Origin of the sequence: Roseibium sp. MMSF_3412 (assembly GCF_030733265.1) — a bacterium.
Lineage (GTDB): Bacteria > Pseudomonadota > Alphaproteobacteria > Rhizobiales > Stappiaceae > Roseibium.
In genome coordinates this window covers 60672-76980 of sequence record NZ_JASHJI010000004.1, presented here as the reverse complement: position 1 = coordinate 76980, position 16309 = coordinate 60672, and the positions used below count along the sequence as shown (strand labels likewise).

The following is a 16309-nucleotide window of genomic DNA, read 5'->3' as shown; positions in this document are numbered from 1 at the left end:
CCGCTTCTCACGCTTTTGACGCAGCGTATTAAAATTCGATTTTTGAGTGTAGCCCCATGAATGTTTAAATTTTTGTTTGTGGTCCTCGTATAGGACGTAAAGAGACCCGGAAACCGAGGCGCGGAACATGCAGTTGAACAAACCATTGCTGGGCGTGAACTTTTTCGCCGGAGACGTTGTCGGGGGGATCGGGCCCTATCTGGCGATCTATCTCCTGTCATTGCAGCATTGGTCTCCCGGCTCGATCGGCATTGCGCTCGCTGCCGGAAGCATCGCGACCGTTGTCATGCAGTCACCTGCAGGTGCCATCGTCGATGCGGTCAAATGGAAACGCGCGCTGCTGATCGTCTGTGCTGTTGCAATTGCCACGAGCACCATCGGAATTCTGGTCTTCAACGATGCATTTGCGGTCTACACCGCACAGATCCTGATCGGATCCTCGTCTGCCTTCATGGGACCGCTCATCGCCGCTGTCACACTCGGACTTGTCGGCCATGCCTATTTCACGAAGCAGACCAGCGCCAACCAGGCCTGGAACCACGCCGGCAACATGATCGCCGCCATGCTTGCGGCCATTCTCGCGCTGACATGGTCAGCGCTGGGTGTGTTCTGGCTCGTGGCGGCCATGGCCTGCGGTATGATCGTCTGTGCTCTCCTGATCAACAAGGACGACATCGACCACGAAATGGCCCGCGGCGGCGTCGCCGAAGAAAACGCGGGAGCGAAAGCACCGGAGGGCATCTTGAGCCTGTTCGAGGACAGGCGCCTGCTCGTCTTTGCCATCTGCATCTTCCTGTTTCACTCCGCAAATGCGTCCATGCTGCCCCTGGTCAGCCAGAAGCTGTCGTCCAACAGCGACGCGGAGCATGGCGTCGCGTTCACGGCGGCCTGCGTCATCGCCGCCCAGCTGGTCATGATTGTCATGGCGATCTTCTGCGGCAAGAAGGCAGATGTCTGGGGACGCAAACCGCTTCTGCTCATCGCGTTTCTCGTGCTTCCGGTAAGAGGCATCCTGTTCAGCCAGTTCGACAATACCTATGCTCTTGTCGCCATCCAGGCGCTGGACGGCGTTGCCAACGGCATCTTCGCGATGGTGTTTCTCCTGGTGCTTGCCGACATCACCGCCGGCACGGGCCGGTTCAATTTCGCACAAGGGGTTCTGGCAATGCTGATTGGCATCGGGGCGTCCCTAAGCAACATTGTCGCGGAATATATTGTCCAGTTCACGAGCTACACCACGGGGTTCCTGAGCCTTGCGGCAACGGCGACCGTCGGTCTGGTGATCTATGTCCTCTTCATGGAAGAAACCCTGGAGAAAAAGACGGAACCGGCATCTGAACCGGGGTCTGTCTGAGCACTGCCGAACTGCTTCAGGCATAAAAAAATGCCCGCATTCAAGCGGGCATCTTGAGAACAGCATTCGCGAGGTGCGTTATTTTATGCCGGTCAGAGTGATTGCGAATGTCAGGGCTTTACCTGCAAGCGGATGGTTGGCGTCCAGCACAACCTCTTCGTCGGAGAACTCGACCACCGTGACCGATATCATCTGTCCATTCTCGGTCTGCGCCTGAAGCTGCAGGCCTGTTTCGAGCGGCACATCGGGCGGAATATGTGCGCGCGGTACGGTTTGACGGGCCTCCGGGTTCACCGCTCCGTAAGCTTCTTCGGCTTCAACCCGGACGGTCTTTTCATCGCCGATTTTCATGCCCGGGATTGCCTTGTCCAAGCCGGGGATGATCTGACCCGAACCGACCGTGAATTCCAGTGGGTCGCGGCCCTCTGAGCTGTCGAAGACGGATCCGTCGTCCAGTGTGCCCTTGTAGTGAAGTTGAACCGTATCGCCGGCCTTGGCTTCGCTCATGTTGCCTGTCGCAATTCTGTCTGGTGGTGAGTTTGGAGGCCACGCGGGGCGCGTGGGTTCTCGTTGAGATGGGAAGCGTAAAGCAAGCGGGAAAAATGTAAACCTGCGTACATTTGACCGTATAAGGCGAAACCCGGCGCAATGGCCGGGTTTCGATTTGATCGGTCTGTCGAAGATCAGCGCTTGGGCAGCGGGATCCATTCTGCAACGGACACATCCGCATGCTGGAACTGCGGCATTTTCTCGCCAAGGTCTTCCATGTTGCGAACATCCTGCTCATTGAGGAAGGATTGCGTGATCAGTGTCGGCGGGACGATGACCTGTTTGCCGGGGTCTTCGCCGGCAAGCATCAGGGCAAGCGTGCGGACGCTGACTTCACCGACAACCGCCGGGTTTGTCGCGACCGTTGCCGCCCAGGCTGAATCCGGTTCGCGCATCGCAGAGATGTCCGCGGTCGATACGTCTGCCGAATAGATCTTGATGTCCTGGCTGAGGCCCGCCTCGTCAACGGCGATCTTGACGCCCTTGGCAAACTCGTCATAAGGGGCGAAGACGACGTTGATGGTCGGATTGGCCTGCAGCACGGAACGTGCCTGGTTGGCCACCGAGTTGGCGATCGGGTTGTCCAGCGTGCCGAACATTGCGGCTTCCTTGATCCCCGGGTTGGCTTCTTTCACTTCCTTCCAGGCCTTGTCCCGGCGGTCCAGTGGCGCAATGCCGGGAACATAGACGTATCCGGCCGTAAAGGAGTTTCCATTGTCCTTGATTGCCTGGTCGAGAGCCATTTTCCCAAGCAGATAATCGGATTGTTCGACTTGCGGGATCGCGTCGTTTTCGACATTCACGTCAAAGGCGACAACCTTGATACCGGCGTCGACTGCGCGCTGCGCGGCCGGTTTCATGGACTCCGTCAGTCCGTGCTGTATGACGATGCCGTCAACACCGAGCGCGATAGCCTGATCCACCATGTCCGCCTGAAGGGCGGCGTCCTGACGGCTGTCGAAAACGCGAAGGTCGACACCAAGCGCTTCCGCCTGGCTTTCGACACCGGCCAGATAGGACTGGAAGAAGTCACCGGTCGACAGGTAGCGGACCAGCGCGATCTTGACCTCTTCCGGCTTGTCGAAAGGTGCGGGCATGTCCGCGGCAATGGCGGTTCCCCCGGTAAGGCCGATGCCGGCCGCGAGGGTCAGTTTCATGAATTCACGTCTGAGCATATTGTTTCCTCCCAATATGAACGGCGCCTTGCTGGCGTCACGCTGTTCTCCTGCCGCCACGCCGTGACGACAGGTAGAATGTGAAAACGAGGGCTGCGACCAGAACGGCTCCCTTGACGAAATCCTGCATGTAGTAGGGAGCGTTCATCATCGTCAGGCCCTGAAGCAGGATCCCGACAAAAAGGGCACCGGCCGCGGTGCCGAAGGCATTCGGGCGTGCCGCACCCAGAACGGCAAAACCGATCAGGGCTGCGGCGACGCTGTCGAGCAGCAGATTGTTGCCCGAGGCGATATCGCCGCGCCCGAGCCGGGCGGCAAGCAGGATGCCGCCGACGGAGGCAAGCATGCCGGAGATCATGTAGGCGACCACCTTGTAGCGGTGCACATTTGTTCCGACCAGCCCGGCGGCACGTTCATTCGAACCGATCGCATACATCAGGCGTCCGTGCCGCGTGTATCCCAGGAACAGCCAGATCAGGACGGCGATCAGGAGGAACACGACAACCGGAACCGGAACCAGCCGGTCGAGAAAGAGGTCGAAGCGGTGACGGCCGAGCCAGAGGAAAGCGGCGGAAAACGTGCCTTCTGCGACGGACCCGTCGGCAAGGCTCATGCCGGTGGCAATCGAATTGCCCTGCGTCGGAATGCGTTGCAGGCCGATTAGCAGAAACATCATGCCGAGCGTCGCCAGGAGATCGGGAACGCGCATCTTGACGATCAGCAGTCCATTGACCAGTCCGACTAAAGCGCCCATGAGCAGGCAAAGCGCAACGGCAACGAAGGCAGACTGTTCCAGGATCACCATCGTATAGGCCGACAGCATCAGAGCGGACGTTGCGACCGAACCGATGGACAGATCGAACCCGCCGACGACGAGGGTGCAGGTCACACCGAGGGCGAGAATGCCGGTGATGGCGACGGATTGCAGAATGAAGACGGCCGAGCGCGGGCTGGCGAACCCGCTGGCATAAAGGGAAAAGAAAACGGCAAGCCCGCCCAGAAGGATCAGGAAGCCGTAGCGGATTGCGAAATCGAGTGCGTCGTTGTTTTTCATTTGTCGAGTATCATCCTGCGAGGGCCAGTCGCTCACCGGGGCCTGACACATCCGCAACCAGGCTGTTCAGATCAATGTCCCTGTTCAAGTATTCGCCGGCGATCGCCGCCTCGTTGAGCACGATGATGCGGTCCGCGATTTCCAGTGCCTCGTCGATCTCCGCCACGAAGACCAGCGTGGTACGGCCTTTCGCCGTCTGGCGAATGTAATGGCCGATGTCGCGCCGCGCACCGATATCGACACCCTGGAAGGGCTCGTCGAGAAGCAGGATCCGCGATGCCTTGAGGAGCCAGCGGCCGATCATGACCTTTTGCTGGTTGCCGCCGGACAGCGTGTTGATGTCATCGGCATTGGACTGGCAGACGACACCGATCTTGTCGATCATCCCGTCGCAGGCTCTGCGCTGCATCCTGTCGTTCAGGAAGGAAAACCCGCTGAATGCGCGGAGAAACGGCAGCGTCATGTTGTTGGCAATGTCGAAATCCGGTACGACCGCATTCACGCTCCGATCCTTGGGCGACATGAAGACGCCCTTTTGAACCGCATCGCCCGCACCTTTGGGCCGGTAGTCCTTGCCGTCCAGAAGAAGCCGTCCACCATGCGGTTCGGCAAGGCCGTAGATGATCTCCGCCAGCCGTGTCTTGCCGGACCCGAGAAGGCCGGTGAAAGCGACGACCTCGCCCTCACGCGCTTCGAAGCTGATGTCCCTGCTGTCCTCGAACAGCTTCAGGTTTTCAACGCGCAGCACCGGTTCGCCGCCCGCCACCGGGTCGATGTCGACTTCTGTCATCTGGTGTCCGAGCATGGCGTTGACCGCACCGACATAGTCCAGAGGTTCGGTTTCAAACAGGCCCGAGATCGCGCCGTCGCGCATGGAGACGATCCGGTCGGCGACGCGCCGGATGTCCGACATGCGGTGGGAAATATAGAGGATCGCGACCCCTTCATCGCGCAGCCTGTCGATCAGGGCGAACAGCCGTTCGGCTTCCGACGACGACAGGGAGGAGGTGGGCTCGTCGAGAATGAGCAGTTTGGGCGAACGTGCCATGGCACGTGCAATCGCGATCATCTGTCTGTCGGCGACATCCAGATCGGCAACACGCATGCGCACGTCCATGGTCAGGCCCATGCTTTCGGCGACTTCGCGTGCCTGCCTGCGCAACCTGCCGTCATTGACGAAAAAACCGACGCCGGGCTCGGTCAGCCGGTCAAGGGTGAGGTTGGTGGCCACGTCGAGATCGGGGATCACGCCGTCATCGATGGACTGGTGGACCGTCACCACGCCCTTTGCGATGGCATCGGCCGCATCTGTCGGCGAAAACGGCGCGCCGGCCAGTTCAATCTCGCCGGCATCGGCAAAATGGTAGCCGCACAACACTTTGACAAGCGTCGACTTGCCGGCACCATTGGCGCCCATCAGCGCGGTGACTTCCCCGGATCGCAGCTCCAGATCGATGCCCTTGAGAACGTGGTTCTGCCCGAAGGACTTTTCCAGACCGCGGAGTTTCAGGGTGACGTTTCTCACCATTCCTCCCAATTTTTCACGAGCTCCTCTCCCGCTGCGCAAAGTTACAGCACGCAATATAGTCATTTGTCAACCAAGTTGACTTTTGAACAATCTTGATCATTATCAGGGCAAAACAGGGAGGAACAAACGCAGTCATGGAAACGCCTGAGCAGTATCGGCCGTTGACACCGGAGGACCTCGCAACGCGTCTTGCCTCGATCGGGGCTGTGGCAGAAAGGGTCGGGACCGACCCGGCTGCCTGGGACGTGAAGGAAGTCGGCGACGGCAATCTGAACCTGGTCTTCATTGTCGAAGGACCGGCTGGCGCCGTTGTCGTCAAACAGGCATTGCCCTATGTCCGCCTCGTCGGAGACAGCTGGCCGCTGCCGCTCTATCGCGCCTTTTTCGAGAACCATGCCCTGGTCAGGCAGGCAACGAGAGATCCGGGCTCGGTGCCGGAGGTTTTCCATTTCGACGAGACGCAGGCGCTGATCGTCATGGAGTTCCTGGCGCCGCACAAGATCCTGCGCCGGAAGCTGATCGAAGGCGAAAAGGTCGAGGGGCTCGGCGACTTCCTCGGCCGGTTCTGCGCGCGCACCGCGTTCCGTGGCTCGGAACTCTCCATGAAAAGCGCCGACAAGAAAAACGATGTCGGCCTGTTCGCAGGCAACATCGAGATCCCGGCGATTACCGAGGCACTGGTGTTCACCGATCCCTATTACGAAGCGGAAATGAACCATCACACCGACGGGCTGGACGCGGTCGTGAAAGACCTTCGCTCGGACGCGCGCCTGAAGGCGCGGGTTCAACGGCTGATGATGAAATTCGCCTCCAACACCGAAACGATGGTGCATGGAGACCTGCACAGCGGTTCGATCATGTCCACGGGAGACGAAAGCCGTGTGATCGATCCCGAGTTCGTTCAATACGGCCCGATGGGCTTTGACCTCGGCATGCTTGTGGCGAATTTTCTGATGGCCTATTTCAGCCAGCCGGCTCACCGGCAGGACGTCGATCTGGAGGCTTACCAGGAATGGCTGCTTGCCGTGATTTCGGAAACGGTCGCCGCCTTCGAGGACGAGTTCAGGCAACTCTGGGCGACGGAGCGCACGGGCATGCTTTACCCGCAGACGCTGTTCGAGGGGCAGGGACATGCATCGGATGAGGTCTGCGAGGAACTGCTTGCAGAAATCCGCGTCGATGCCCTTGGCTTCTGCGGCATCGAAATGCACCGCCGGACGCTTTCGCTGGCGCACAACGCCGATTTCGAGGAAATCGAAGACAAGGTGCTGAAGGCAGCCCTGGAAGCACGCAACCTCCTTATGGGCGCTGACCTGATACGGAACGCGGGGATGATCGGCACGACGGAAGAGCTCTTGTCGCTGGCGCGCAACTACAACGGAAGGGACATCCTATGAAGGTCGACGGAACCCATTACCGGTCGCTCTGGTGGGACGAGGACAAGGACGCGCTTCAGATCATCGACCAGCGCTGGCTGCCGCACGAGTTTCGGATCGAGCAGGTCGATACGCTGCAGGATTTTGCCGATGCGATCGTTGAAATGCGGGTGCGCGGCGCGCCCCTGATCGGGGCGACCGCCGCCTATGGCATGGCGCTTGCCGCCAGACTGGATCCCTCGGACGCAAATCTCGACACCGCCTGGGCGTTTCTGGACAAGACACGTCCGACGGCGATCAACCTTCGCTGGGCGCTCAACCGGTGCCGCGCGCATTTGAAACCGTTGCCGGAGGCGGAGCGGGCAGCGGCGGCGCTGAAACTCGCGCACGAGATTTCCGATGAAGATGTCGACATTAACCACCGCATCGGCCAGAACGGGCTGGAGATCATCCGCAAGATCGCCGCGGGCAAGAAGGATGGCGAACCGGTTCATATCCTCACCCATTGCAACGCGGGCTGGATTGCGACTGTGGACTGGGGCACCGCCACCAGCCCGATGTATCAGGCTTTCAACGAGAACATCCCGATCCACATCTGGGTCGACGAGACCCGCCCGCGCAACCAGGGCGCTTTGACGTCCTGGGAGCTTGGCAGCCACGGTATTCCGCATACCTACATCACCGACAATGCCGGCGGCCACCTGATGCAGCACGGCATGGTCGATCTCGTCATCACCGGCACCGACCGCACGACCCGCCGGGGCGATGTCTGCAACAAGATCGGCACCTATCTGAAGGCACTTGCCGCCAAGGCGAACAACGTTCCCTTTTATGTCGCGCTGCCCTCGCCGACGATTGACTGGAGCGTGGATGACGGCGTTGCCGAAATCCCGATCGAGGAGCGGCTTGAACGCGAAGTGACTCATGTTCAGGGTTTGAGCGAGGCGAACGCGATTGCACAGGTCCAGGTCACGCCGCACGGCACGCCCGGCGGCAATCCGGCCTTCGACGTGACACCGAACCATCTGGTGACGGGCTTGATCACCGAACGCGGCGTCTGTGAGGCAAGCGCGGAAGGTCTTGCGGGTCTGTTCCCGGATCTGGCGGCGGTTGCCAAGAGCGCATGAGCCCCGCTTCGTCCAGATCCAGGCCAGCGGAGCCCAGAAGCGGCGCGCGCACGCGCACGCAGGAAGACGCGATCGTCGAGGTCACCTGGTGCTATTATCAGGACGGGATGAACCAGAACGAGATCGCCGAACGGCTCGGGATCTCCCGTGCAACCGTGGTCAATTATCTCGCCGAAGCCAGAAAGCGGGACTATGTGCGCATCTCGCTCGACAGCGATGTCTTCCGGAACCAGGAACTCGCGCGCAGGATCGTGGATCGTTTCGGCTTGCGCGATGCCGTGGTCATTCCGTCCTCGCCCGACGGTCCCGAACGCTCCCTTGACCGGGTGACACGCGTTGTTGCCGACTGGCTGCCCGGTTTGCTGGAACCCGGCGACCGGCTTGGTGTTGCCTGGGGGGAAACCGTTTACCGGGTGGCGGAGGCTGCGCCGAGGATCGATCTTGCAGATCTCACCATCGTGCAACTGGTGGGGTCCCGCCCCGCCGCGCTCGGCTTTGCCGCCGAAACCTGTTCGGCGACGCTGGCACGGCGCTATGGCGCGCACTGCGTCAATCTTCACGTTCCACTGGTCCTGTCGGACAAGACCCTTGTCGAACGGCTGAAACAGGAGCCGGTCATCGAGGCGCAATTGCAGGCCGTTGCCAGTTGCAACAAGACGATCTTTGCCTGCGGCACCTGCGGCGAGGACAGCCACGTGGTGCATACCGGTCTTCTGGAAAAGGCGGATATTGACGCCTGCGCGCAAAAGGGGGCGATTGGCGTCATTTGCGGCCGGCTGATCGATCGGGATGGCCAGGGCCTCAACCGCGACATCGAGGACCGAATGATCGCGGTCACGCTTCAGCAGATGCGCAACAAGGACATGGGGCTGCTGGTGGGCTCGGGGCCCGATCGGGCCGCGCCGATGCTTGCGGCCATTCGCGGCGGATATGCCACCCACGTCGCGACCTGTTCAGAGACCGCGGCCGACCTTCTCAGTCTATCGGAAGACCATGCTTAAGCCACCTTACAAGGACACCGCCAAACTGCGTCAGGCGATCATCGAAACCTGCCGCGAAATGAACCGGCGCGGGATCAATCAGGGCACGTCCGGCAATGTCTCGGCCCGGGCCGGCAAGCGGATGATCATCACGCCCTCCGGCGTTCCCTATGATCGGATGACGCCCGACATGCTCGTCTCCGTTCCCCTGAACGGAAAGGGCAAGCAGAAGGGAGATTTTCCCCCGTCGACCGAGTGGCAGTTTCACCAGGCCCTGCTGCGGGAGAAGGAAGACATGCACGCTGTCGTCCATGCCCATCCGGTGCACTCCACGGCGCTCTCGATCAACCGCGTCGAGATCCCGGCCTGTCACTACATGGTTGCGATTTTCGGAGGAAACACGGTGCCGCTGGCGGATTATGCGCTGTTCGGAAGCCAGGATCTGGCGGATCATGTCACCGGTGCGATGAAGGAACGGTCCGGTTGCCTGATGGCCAACCACGGCGCTGTCGTCACCGGCGAAACGCTTGAAAAGGCGCTCTGGCGGATGGAGGAACTGGAGGTTCTGGCGCACGCCTATATCGTCAGCCAGACGGTCGGCAAGCCGCATATCCTGTCGAAGGGGGAAATTGACGAGGTCCTCGGCGCGGTCGCCAATTACGGCATCAAGTCGTCCTGATCTTCTGCGGTGTGTCCGGCTTCAAGCCGAGCGCCGGGTTGCCAAGGATCCGAGACCCGATGCGGCAATCAGAAACAGCCCGGCGAAAGCAATTGTATCAGGCCAGTCGCCGAAAACGACAACGCCGAGCACGGTTGCGGAGATGAGCTGGGTATAGACCAGCGGGGCGACGAGACTTGCATCCGCCGTCCGGTTCGCGATCACCAGAAGATAGTTGCCGGCAGCCGAAGTCAGCGCACTCGCAATGATCAGGAGCCAGACGCCGGTTTCATTCACAGGCATAGGAGAAGACAGGCCGAAGGGGGTCAGAAGCACCGTGCCGATCAGGAGTTGCGACATGAGGAGCCGGGTCGGCCGCATGGCTCCGGCAAGCAGCTTGGTCATGAACAGGTAGCAGCCGTAGAACGTTCCGGCGAGCAGGGCGAACAGCGTGCCCGTCGTCATGCCGAATCCAGGCTTGACCACCAGCAGAACCCCGAAAAATCCGACAGCCAGGAGCACGGTGTGGGTGGCCGACGGGCGTTCCTTCAGGAAGATAACGGCGAGCATGTAGGAAATGATCGGTCCGATGAAAAAAGCGCCGAACACATTGGCGATGGGCTCGGTTTCCAGCGCCGTTAGGATCGAACTGATCCCGCCTGCGATAAAGACAGTCCGCAGGATCACCCGCCAGTCCTTCATCGGGCCAAGTTCCTGCCACTGCATCCGGGCAAGCGGCCACAGGACAAGCGCCGCGATTGCAAAGCGCGTCCAGGCGACAATGAAGGGATCAACGCCGCTCTGCGTAAGCAGCTTGCCGCAGGTGTCGCCGGTCACGACCAGTGTGACGGCAAGAAAGACGGTGCCGGCGAGACGGCACAGATCGAGGGCTGACATGTTGGAAATCCAAAACGGACGGTCGGAGGTATCGGTCAATCATTTAAAAGATCTGCGCTTGGCGCAAGTCCGGCGAACCTGAATTCTGTTCGATTTACGCGCTATTCGTCACCGCCGCCGGGTCGGTCGCGAATGTCACTTTCCGACCAGGAACTCCACAGGCGCCCCGTTTTTCTCGCCGTCGAACAGAACCAGCACTTTGAAGGCAGCGTCGGTCTCCTCCAGAACCAGCAGCGTTTCGACGCTCGCATTCCGGTCGACCCCGGGCAGCGGCCCGAGCGGCCTGGCAGCATCGCCGGATAGCCCACTCCAGAACCAGAGAGACGGCGCCGGCGCTGGCGGCTTGCGTTTTTCGCCACAGGTGAAGTCTTCGGAGCCGCGCCGGTCGTCGCTCCGGCCCGCCAGGATGAGAAGGCCATCCTTCACACGGGTCAGGTCGCGAATGCCGACATTGTCGCCGAGCGCGACCCTGTCCGTGGTTGATGGCGGCGGTGTATCCTGAAAAAGGTCCTCTGCGGGCACCCGCAGAATGAGCGCATGACCGGCAAGGCAGGGGCTCCTGAGACCGAACAGCATGTCGCCGTCCATCTCGGAGATGCCCTCGATGGTGACGCCGTTGCGGTCCAGTGTCTGGTCTGCAAACGGCGCGAGATCGGGGTTGGATTTGATCGTCTCGGCGAGCAGCATGGTTCGCTCGACCTCTGGCGCGACTTTCTTGTCGCTGAATTTGAAGGTTGGCTTGCCGGATTTTGTCTCCACCGGAAAGCGGAACAGCGTGAACCGGGAGGGCTGGAAGTCTCCGCTCCGTGACAGTCCGTGTGAACCGGTGACGTAAAAGAAGGACGGTGCATTGCTGTCTCTTGATGGCACGAACACCACGCCTTCGGCGTCGATCTCGTCCATCTTTTTCCCGTCGATCTTTTTCGGCAGCAGCCGGATCACGCCTTTCTTGTCCGGGTCCAGCCTGTTCTTCCTGATCTTGAAAAACTGCGCATAGTTTTTCTCGTCATTCGCCGCAAGACACCAGCCGCCAGGCGCGCAATCAGCCCCGCTGATCGACTCGCGCGCGGCCGCGCTTTTTTCGAAATCCGGTTTGACCTTCCATTTGGTCTTGGAGCGTTCAATCTCTGCCAAGGCGGGTGTCACCAACAGGGTCGTCAACAGAAGAACAGGGAACAGGTGCATTGATCACTCCCGTGCCATTTCAATATCTCTGCGGCCATCAGCGCACATTCGGGCGCTTCTGTCCATTGAGACAGGCCCTGGAAAATGTTGCCAGCAGGTCGCTGCCGCGTTCTCAGAAAAACAAAAAAGCCCGGCATTGCTGCCGGGCTTTTCCTTTTCGTTCCCGATGGACCGGGATGCGAAAACCTTAGTCGTCGGACTGCTGCTTCAGGGCAGCACCCAGGATGTCGCCGAGAGACGCGCCGCTGTCGGAAGAGCCGTACTGTGCGACAGCTTCCTTTTCTTCGGCGATTTCGAGCGCCTTGATCGACACGGTGACCCGGCGGGTCTTCTTGTCGAACTGGGTGATGCGCGCGTCGAACTTGTCGCCAACGGAGTATTTTTCCGGGCGCTGCTCTTCGCGGTCACGGGAAAGGTCCGCGCGGCGGATGAACGCTGTCAGATCGCTGTCTGCAATCTTGACGTCCAGGCCGCCGTCCTTGATCTCGGTGACTTCACAGGTAACGACGGAGTTCTTGCGCAATTCGCCTGCTGCGCCCGATTCCATCGGATCGCCGGTGAGCTGCTTGATGCCGAGAGAGATACGCTCTTTCTCGACGTCCACATCCAGGACGATGGCCTTGACCATGTCGCCCTTCTTGTACTCCTCGATAACCTGCTCGCCCGGACGGTTCCAGTCGAGGTCGGACAGGTGCACCATGCCGTCCACGTCGCCGTCGAGGCCGATGAACAGGCCGAATTCGGTCTTGTTCTTGACTTCGCCTTCGACGTTGGCGCCGATCGGGAACTGTTCCGCGAACGCATCCCACGGGTTCTGCAGGGTCTGCTTCAGGCCGAGAGAAATGCGGCGCTTGACCGGGTCGACTTCCAGGATCATCACTTCGACTTCCTGGGAAGTGGAAACGATCTTGCCCGGATGGACGTTCTTCTTGGTCCAGGACATTTCCGAAACGTGGATCAGGCCTTCGATGCCCGGCTCCAGTTCGACGAATGCACCGTAGTCGGTGATGTTGGTCACGCGGCCGTTGAACTTGGCTTCCAGCGGGTACTTGGCTTCGATACCGTCCCACGGATCGGTTTCAAGCTGCTTCATGCCGAGGCTGATGCGATGCGTTTCCTGGTTGACGCGGATGATCTGCACCTTGACCGTCTGGCCGATGGTGAGAACTTCCGACGGATGGTTGATGCGGCGCCACGCGATGTCGGTGACGTGCAGCAGACCATCGATACCGCCGAGGTCGACGAACGCACCGTAGTCGGTGATGTTCTTGACGACGCCTTCCACGGTGTGACCTTCTTCCAGGCTCTGCACCAGTTCCGAACGCTGTTCGGCACGGGTCTCTTCCAGAACGACACGGCGGGACACGACGATGTTGCCGCGGCGCTTGTCCATCTTCAGGATCTGGAACGGCTGAGGCGTGTGCATCAGCGGGGTCACGTCGCGGACCGGACGGATATCGACCTGCGAACGCGGCAGGAAGGCAACAGCGCCATCCAGATCGACGGTGAAGCCGCCCTTGACCTGGTTGAAGATCTGGCCGTTGACTTTCTCGTTTGCTTCGAACGCGACTTCCAGGCGAACCCAGCTTTCTTCGCGGCGTGCTTTTTCGCGCGACAGAACGGCTTCGCCAAGAGCGTTTTCGACACGCTCGAGGTAAACTTCAACTTCGTCGCCGACACCCATTTCGCCGTCGCGGCCCTTGGCGCCGAATTCCTTCAGCGGCACACGGCCTTCAACCTTCAGGCCGACGTCGATGACGGCAAGGTCTTTTTCGATTGCGACGACGGTGCCTTTGACAACGGCACCTTCATAGAGGTCGTTCTGGACGAAAGACTCTTCGAGAAGAGCTGCAAAATCCTCGGTAGAGGGATTGAAATCGGTCATTTATACTCCTGAGCGCCAGTTGGCGCACCGCCGGCGGGTTGGTGTTGCACTCCGGATTGCCTGTCTCCCGGGATCGCGATCTTCGCTGATCCTTCCGCTTCGAAAAGCGGGCCGGCGGAGGCGGCAGACGGAAAATCCGGTCTCGCCACAGGACACGATCTGAGAGCGTCCTGCCGAAATTCAATTGTCGTTCATTAAGAACCTGCGGCTTTCAAAGCCGGATGTGTTCCGGATGCACGGAAAGGGGCGCACCTGTGAGTGAACCCCTAGGACCTTGAACCATCCTCGGCGCTTGAAATGATATCCACAGCCGCCTGGAACGCGGTTTCTATATCCATTTCTGTCGTATCAAGCAAGACCGCATCTTCAGCTTGTTTCATCGGCGCGACGGTTCTCTGGCTGTCGCGCTCGTCCCGGCGCTTGAGATCGTCGAGAACGGATGCGTAATTTGCATCCTTGCCCTTTGAGATCATTTCGTCCGTGCGCCGCCGGGCGCGCGCCTCGGCAGATGCGGTGACGAACAGCTTGACCGTGGCATCCGGGCAGACCACCGTGCCGATGTCGCGCCCGTCCAGAACGGCACCGGGAGGCGTTTCGGCAAAGCGGCGTTGCAGTTCCACGAGCTCTTTCCTGAGCCCGCCCAGCACGGCGATGCGCGAGGCTGCCTCGCCGATCTCATGCGCAGACAGAACGGTCTTGTCCATCTGGGCGAGATCGAGGTTCTGCGCAATCTCGATCGCGACGCTTTCGTCTCCCAGCGGCAGTCCCTTGGCAAGAAGCGCGGCCGACACCGCCCGGTAGGTGAGGCCGGTATCGAGATGTCTCAGGCCGAAGTGATCGGCGAGCCTGCGCGCAAGCGTGCCCTTGCCGGATGCCGCAGGTCCGTCAATTGCGATAATCATGCCGCCTCGCTGGCGGTTTCGGAAAACTTGGCCCCAAGGGTCTCAAAAAGAGACGTGAAGGTCGGGAAGCTGGTCGCGATCACTGCGCCGTCGTCGACGGTTACGCCCGTGTCTGAGGCCATGCCGAGCACGAGAAAGGCCATGGCGATGCGGTGATCGAGATGGGTCGTGACGGTGCCGCCACCGATGGAAGCCGCGCCGCCGGTCACGGTCAGCGTGTCTTCCGTCTCAACGCAGGCAATGCCATTGGCTTCCAGGCCGCGCGCAACGGCGGCAAGCCGGTCGGACTCTTTCACACGGAGTTCGTCGAGCCCCGGCATGAACGTGTCGCCCGAGGCAAACGCCGCGGCAATCGCGAGCACCGGATATTCGTCGATCATGGAGGGTGCGCGGTCAGCCGGTACGGTGATGCCCTTCAACTGGCTCGCCTTAACGCGAAGATCACCGACCTCTTCGCCGCCGGTCTCCCGGCGGTTGACGATCTCGATGTCCCCGCCCATTTCGATCAGCGTGGTGATCAGGCCGGTCCGGTGTTCGTTGAGAAGAACGTTTTCGATGGTGATGTCCGAGCCTGGAATGATCAGCGCGGCGACCAGAGGAAAGCCTGCCGAGGAGGGATCGCCCGGGACATCGATGTCCTGTGGCTTCAACTCGGGTTGGCCGGTCAGTTTGATGACGCGTTCGCCGTTTTCATTGAGCGTGACCGAGATTTCCGCGCCGAAGCCTTTCAGCATTTTCTCGGTATGATCGCGTGTCGGGATCGGCTCGATTACCGTTGTCTCTCCGGGGGCATTGAGGCCGGCCAGCAGAACGGCGGACTTGACCTGAGCCGACGGCATCGGCACGCGGTAGGTGATCGGCAGGGCGGTCTCTGCGCCGCGGATGGAGGCGGGCAGGCGGTCCCCGTCGCGGGCAATCACATTCGTTCCCATTTCGCGCAGCGGATCGAGCACACGGCCCATCGGGCGTTTTGAGAGCGACGCGTCGCCAACAAATGTGGCGGCGATATTGTGGCTGCCGAAGATGCCCATGGTCAGGCGGACACCGGTGCCCGCATTGCCGAAATCGATCACGCCCTCCGGCTCGAGCAGGCTGCCGAGGCCGACACCATCGACCGTGTAGGAACCGTCGGCGTGTCTTTCGATTGTCGCCCCGACGGCGCGCATGGCATCTGCCGTTGCCAGTACGTCTTCGGATTCCAGAAGACCCTTCACGGTGGTGCGTCCGACGGCAAGCGCGCCGAACATCATAGATCTGTGAGAAATCGACTTGTCCCCGGGCACGCGGATTGTGCCGGTCAGCGGGCTGCCCTTGCTCGCGGTGAGAGGCGTGGGCGCGGTATTGTGTGACATTTTCAATGTCCGGAACTTGAGAGTTTGCGAAAAGGTGTCACGTCCTATCACGCGGACGCGGCCTCGTCATCACCCGGTTTTCCGGGGTGCGTTCGGCGGCCGGCCGGTCTTAGCAAATCGTAAAGCGTCGCTGGACCATAAAATGCGATTTGTTGGCGAGAACTTTCCCGCACGCTTGAAATTTCGCGCGCAACATGCAGAAGAATGGGGCGAATGGTTTTTTTGTCCGATTTGTCTTTGACAGCAGGTGAGCTTGACGCTATGGGGCGGCCCACCGACAAGTCAGC

14 protein-coding genes are annotated in these 16309 nt (G+C 60.5%); 5 read left to right on the top strand and 9 right to left on the bottom strand.

The window, feature by feature from the left end; all coding sequences use genetic code 11:
- Window positions 1-127: 127 nt before the first annotated feature.
- Window positions 128-1354 (top strand): MFS transporter, encoded by a 1227-nt coding sequence (locus tag RBB49_RS09255; protein WP_306142463.1) that lies wholly within the window; start codon window positions 128-130, stop codon window positions 1352-1354.
- 78 nt (window positions 1355-1432) lie between these two features.
- On the opposite strand, the gene RBB49_RS09250 is transcribed toward RBB49_RS09255, so the two are convergent.
- From RBB49_RS09250 to RBB49_RS09235, 4 genes are all read right to left on the bottom strand, one after another.
- Window positions 1433-1861, bottom strand: a complete 429-nt coding sequence (locus RBB49_RS09250; RefSeq protein WP_306142462.1) for a peptidylprolyl isomerase — start codon at window positions 1859-1861, stop codon at window positions 1433-1435.
- Between the two features lie 176 nt (window positions 1862-2037).
- Window positions 2038-3060 (bottom strand): substrate-binding domain-containing protein, encoded by a 1023-nt coding sequence (locus tag RBB49_RS09245; RefSeq protein ID WP_306142770.1) that lies wholly within the window; start codon window positions 3058-3060, stop codon window positions 2038-2040.
- A 55-nt stretch (window positions 3061-3115) separates the two neighbouring features.
- Window positions 3116-4132 (bottom strand): ABC transporter permease, encoded by a 1017-nt coding sequence (locus tag RBB49_RS09240; protein WP_306142461.1) that lies wholly within the window; start codon window positions 4130-4132, stop codon window positions 3116-3118.
- A 10-nt stretch (window positions 4133-4142) separates the two neighbouring features.
- Window positions 4143-5660, bottom strand: a complete 1518-nt coding sequence (locus RBB49_RS09235; protein ID WP_306142460.1) for a sugar ABC transporter ATP-binding protein — start codon at window positions 5658-5660, stop codon at window positions 4143-4145.
- A gap of 134 nt (window positions 5661-5794) precedes the next feature.
- On the opposite strand from RBB49_RS09235, the gene mtnK reads away from it, so the two are divergent.
- From mtnK to RBB49_RS09215, 4 genes are read left to right on the top strand one after another with little or no spacing between them, the layout of a single operon-like run.
- Window positions 5795-7057, top strand: a complete 1263-nt coding sequence (mtnK, locus tag RBB49_RS09230) for an S-methyl-5-thioribose kinase (RefSeq protein WP_306142459.1) — start codon at window positions 5795-5797, stop codon at window positions 7055-7057.
- On the top strand, window positions 7054-8163 hold the full coding sequence (mtnA, locus tag RBB49_RS09225) for an S-methyl-5-thioribose-1-phosphate isomerase (RefSeq protein WP_306142458.1): 1110 nt from the start codon (window positions 7054-7056) through the stop codon (window positions 8161-8163). The genes mtnK and mtnA overlap by 4 nt, the downstream gene beginning before the upstream one ends.
- A complete protein-coding gene (locus RBB49_RS09220; RefSeq protein ID WP_306142457.1) occupies window positions 8160-9164 on the top strand; it encodes a sugar-binding transcriptional regulator in 1005 nt (334 codons plus the stop codon). Before mtnA ends, RBB49_RS09220 begins: the two co-directional genes overlap by 4 nt.
- On the top strand, window positions 9157-9822 hold the full coding sequence (locus tag RBB49_RS09215) for a class II aldolase/adducin family protein (protein WP_306142456.1): 666 nt from the start codon (window positions 9157-9159) through the stop codon (window positions 9820-9822). Before RBB49_RS09220 ends, RBB49_RS09215 begins: the two co-directional genes overlap by 8 nt.
- Window positions 9823-9843: 21 nt before the next feature.
- On the opposite strand, the gene RBB49_RS09210 is transcribed toward RBB49_RS09215, so the two are convergent.
- From RBB49_RS09210 to aroA, 5 genes are all read right to left on the bottom strand, one after another.
- Window positions 9844-10698, bottom strand: a complete 855-nt coding sequence (locus RBB49_RS09210; protein WP_306142455.1) for a DMT family transporter — start codon at window positions 10696-10698, stop codon at window positions 9844-9846.
- A 135-nt stretch (window positions 10699-10833) separates the two neighbouring features.
- The gene (locus RBB49_RS09205) at window positions 10834-11883 is read right to left on the bottom strand and encodes a DUF3616 domain-containing protein (RefSeq protein WP_306142454.1); all 1050 of its coding nucleotides are present in this window, start codon (window positions 11881-11883) and stop codon (window positions 10834-10836) included.
- Window positions 11884-12070: 187 nt separating this feature from the next.
- Window positions 12071-13768, bottom strand: a complete 1698-nt coding sequence (gene rpsA / locus RBB49_RS09200; protein ID WP_306142453.1) for a 30S ribosomal protein S1 — start codon at window positions 13766-13768, stop codon at window positions 12071-12073.
- Window positions 13769-14034: 266 nt separating this feature from the next.
- On the bottom strand, window positions 14035-14670 hold the full coding sequence (gene cmk / locus RBB49_RS09195; RefSeq protein WP_306142452.1) for a (d)CMP kinase: 636 nt from the start codon (window positions 14668-14670) through the stop codon (window positions 14035-14037).
- Window positions 14667-16022 (bottom strand): 3-phosphoshikimate 1-carboxyvinyltransferase, encoded by a 1356-nt coding sequence (gene aroA, locus RBB49_RS09190; RefSeq protein ID WP_306142451.1) that lies wholly within the window; start codon window positions 16020-16022, stop codon window positions 14667-14669. Before aroA ends, cmk begins: the two co-directional genes overlap by 4 nt.
- Window positions 16023-16309: the final 287 nt, after the last annotated feature.

Coding starts and splice junctions, on each gene's coding strand:
- RBB49_RS09255 (WP_306142463.1), top strand. CDS start 128: ATGCAGTTGAACAAACCATTGCTGGGCGTGAACTTTTTCGCCGGAGAC.
- RBB49_RS09250 (WP_306142462.1), bottom strand. CDS start 1,861: ATGAGCGAAGCCAAGGCCGGCGATACGGTTCAACTTCACTACAAGGGC.
- RBB49_RS09245 (WP_306142770.1), bottom strand. CDS start 3,060: ATGAAACTGACCCTCGCGGCCGGCATCGGCCTTACCGGGGGAACCGCC.
- RBB49_RS09240 (WP_306142461.1), bottom strand. CDS start 4,132: ATGAAAAACAACGACGCACTCGATTTCGCAATCCGCTACGGCTTCCTG.
- RBB49_RS09235 (WP_306142460.1), bottom strand. CDS start 5,660: ATGGTGAGAAACGTCACCCTGAAACTCCGCGGTCTGGAAAAGTCCTTC.
- mtnK (WP_306142459.1), top strand. CDS start 5,795: ATGGAAACGCCTGAGCAGTATCGGCCGTTGACACCGGAGGACCTCGCA.
- mtnA (WP_306142458.1), top strand. CDS start 7,054: ATGAAGGTCGACGGAACCCATTACCGGTCGCTCTGGTGGGACGAGGAC.
- RBB49_RS09220 (WP_306142457.1), top strand. CDS start 8,160: ATGAGCCCCGCTTCGTCCAGATCCAGGCCAGCGGAGCCCAGAAGCGGC.
- RBB49_RS09215 (WP_306142456.1), top strand. CDS start 9,157: ATGCTTAAGCCACCTTACAAGGACACCGCCAAACTGCGTCAGGCGATC.
- RBB49_RS09210 (WP_306142455.1), bottom strand. CDS start 10,698: ATGTCAGCCCTCGATCTGTGCCGTCTCGCCGGCACCGTCTTTCTTGCC.
- RBB49_RS09205 (WP_306142454.1), bottom strand. CDS start 11,883: ATGCACCTGTTCCCTGTTCTTCTGTTGACGACCCTGTTGGTGACACCC.
- rpsA (WP_306142453.1), bottom strand. CDS start 13,768: ATGACCGATTTCAATCCCTCTACCGAGGATTTTGCAGCTCTTCTCGAA.
- cmk (WP_306142452.1), bottom strand. CDS start 14,670: ATGATTATCGCAATTGACGGACCTGCGGCATCCGGCAAGGGCACGCTT.
- aroA (WP_306142451.1), bottom strand. CDS start 16,022: ATGTCACACAATACCGCGCCCACGCCTCTCACCGCGAGCAAGGGCAGC.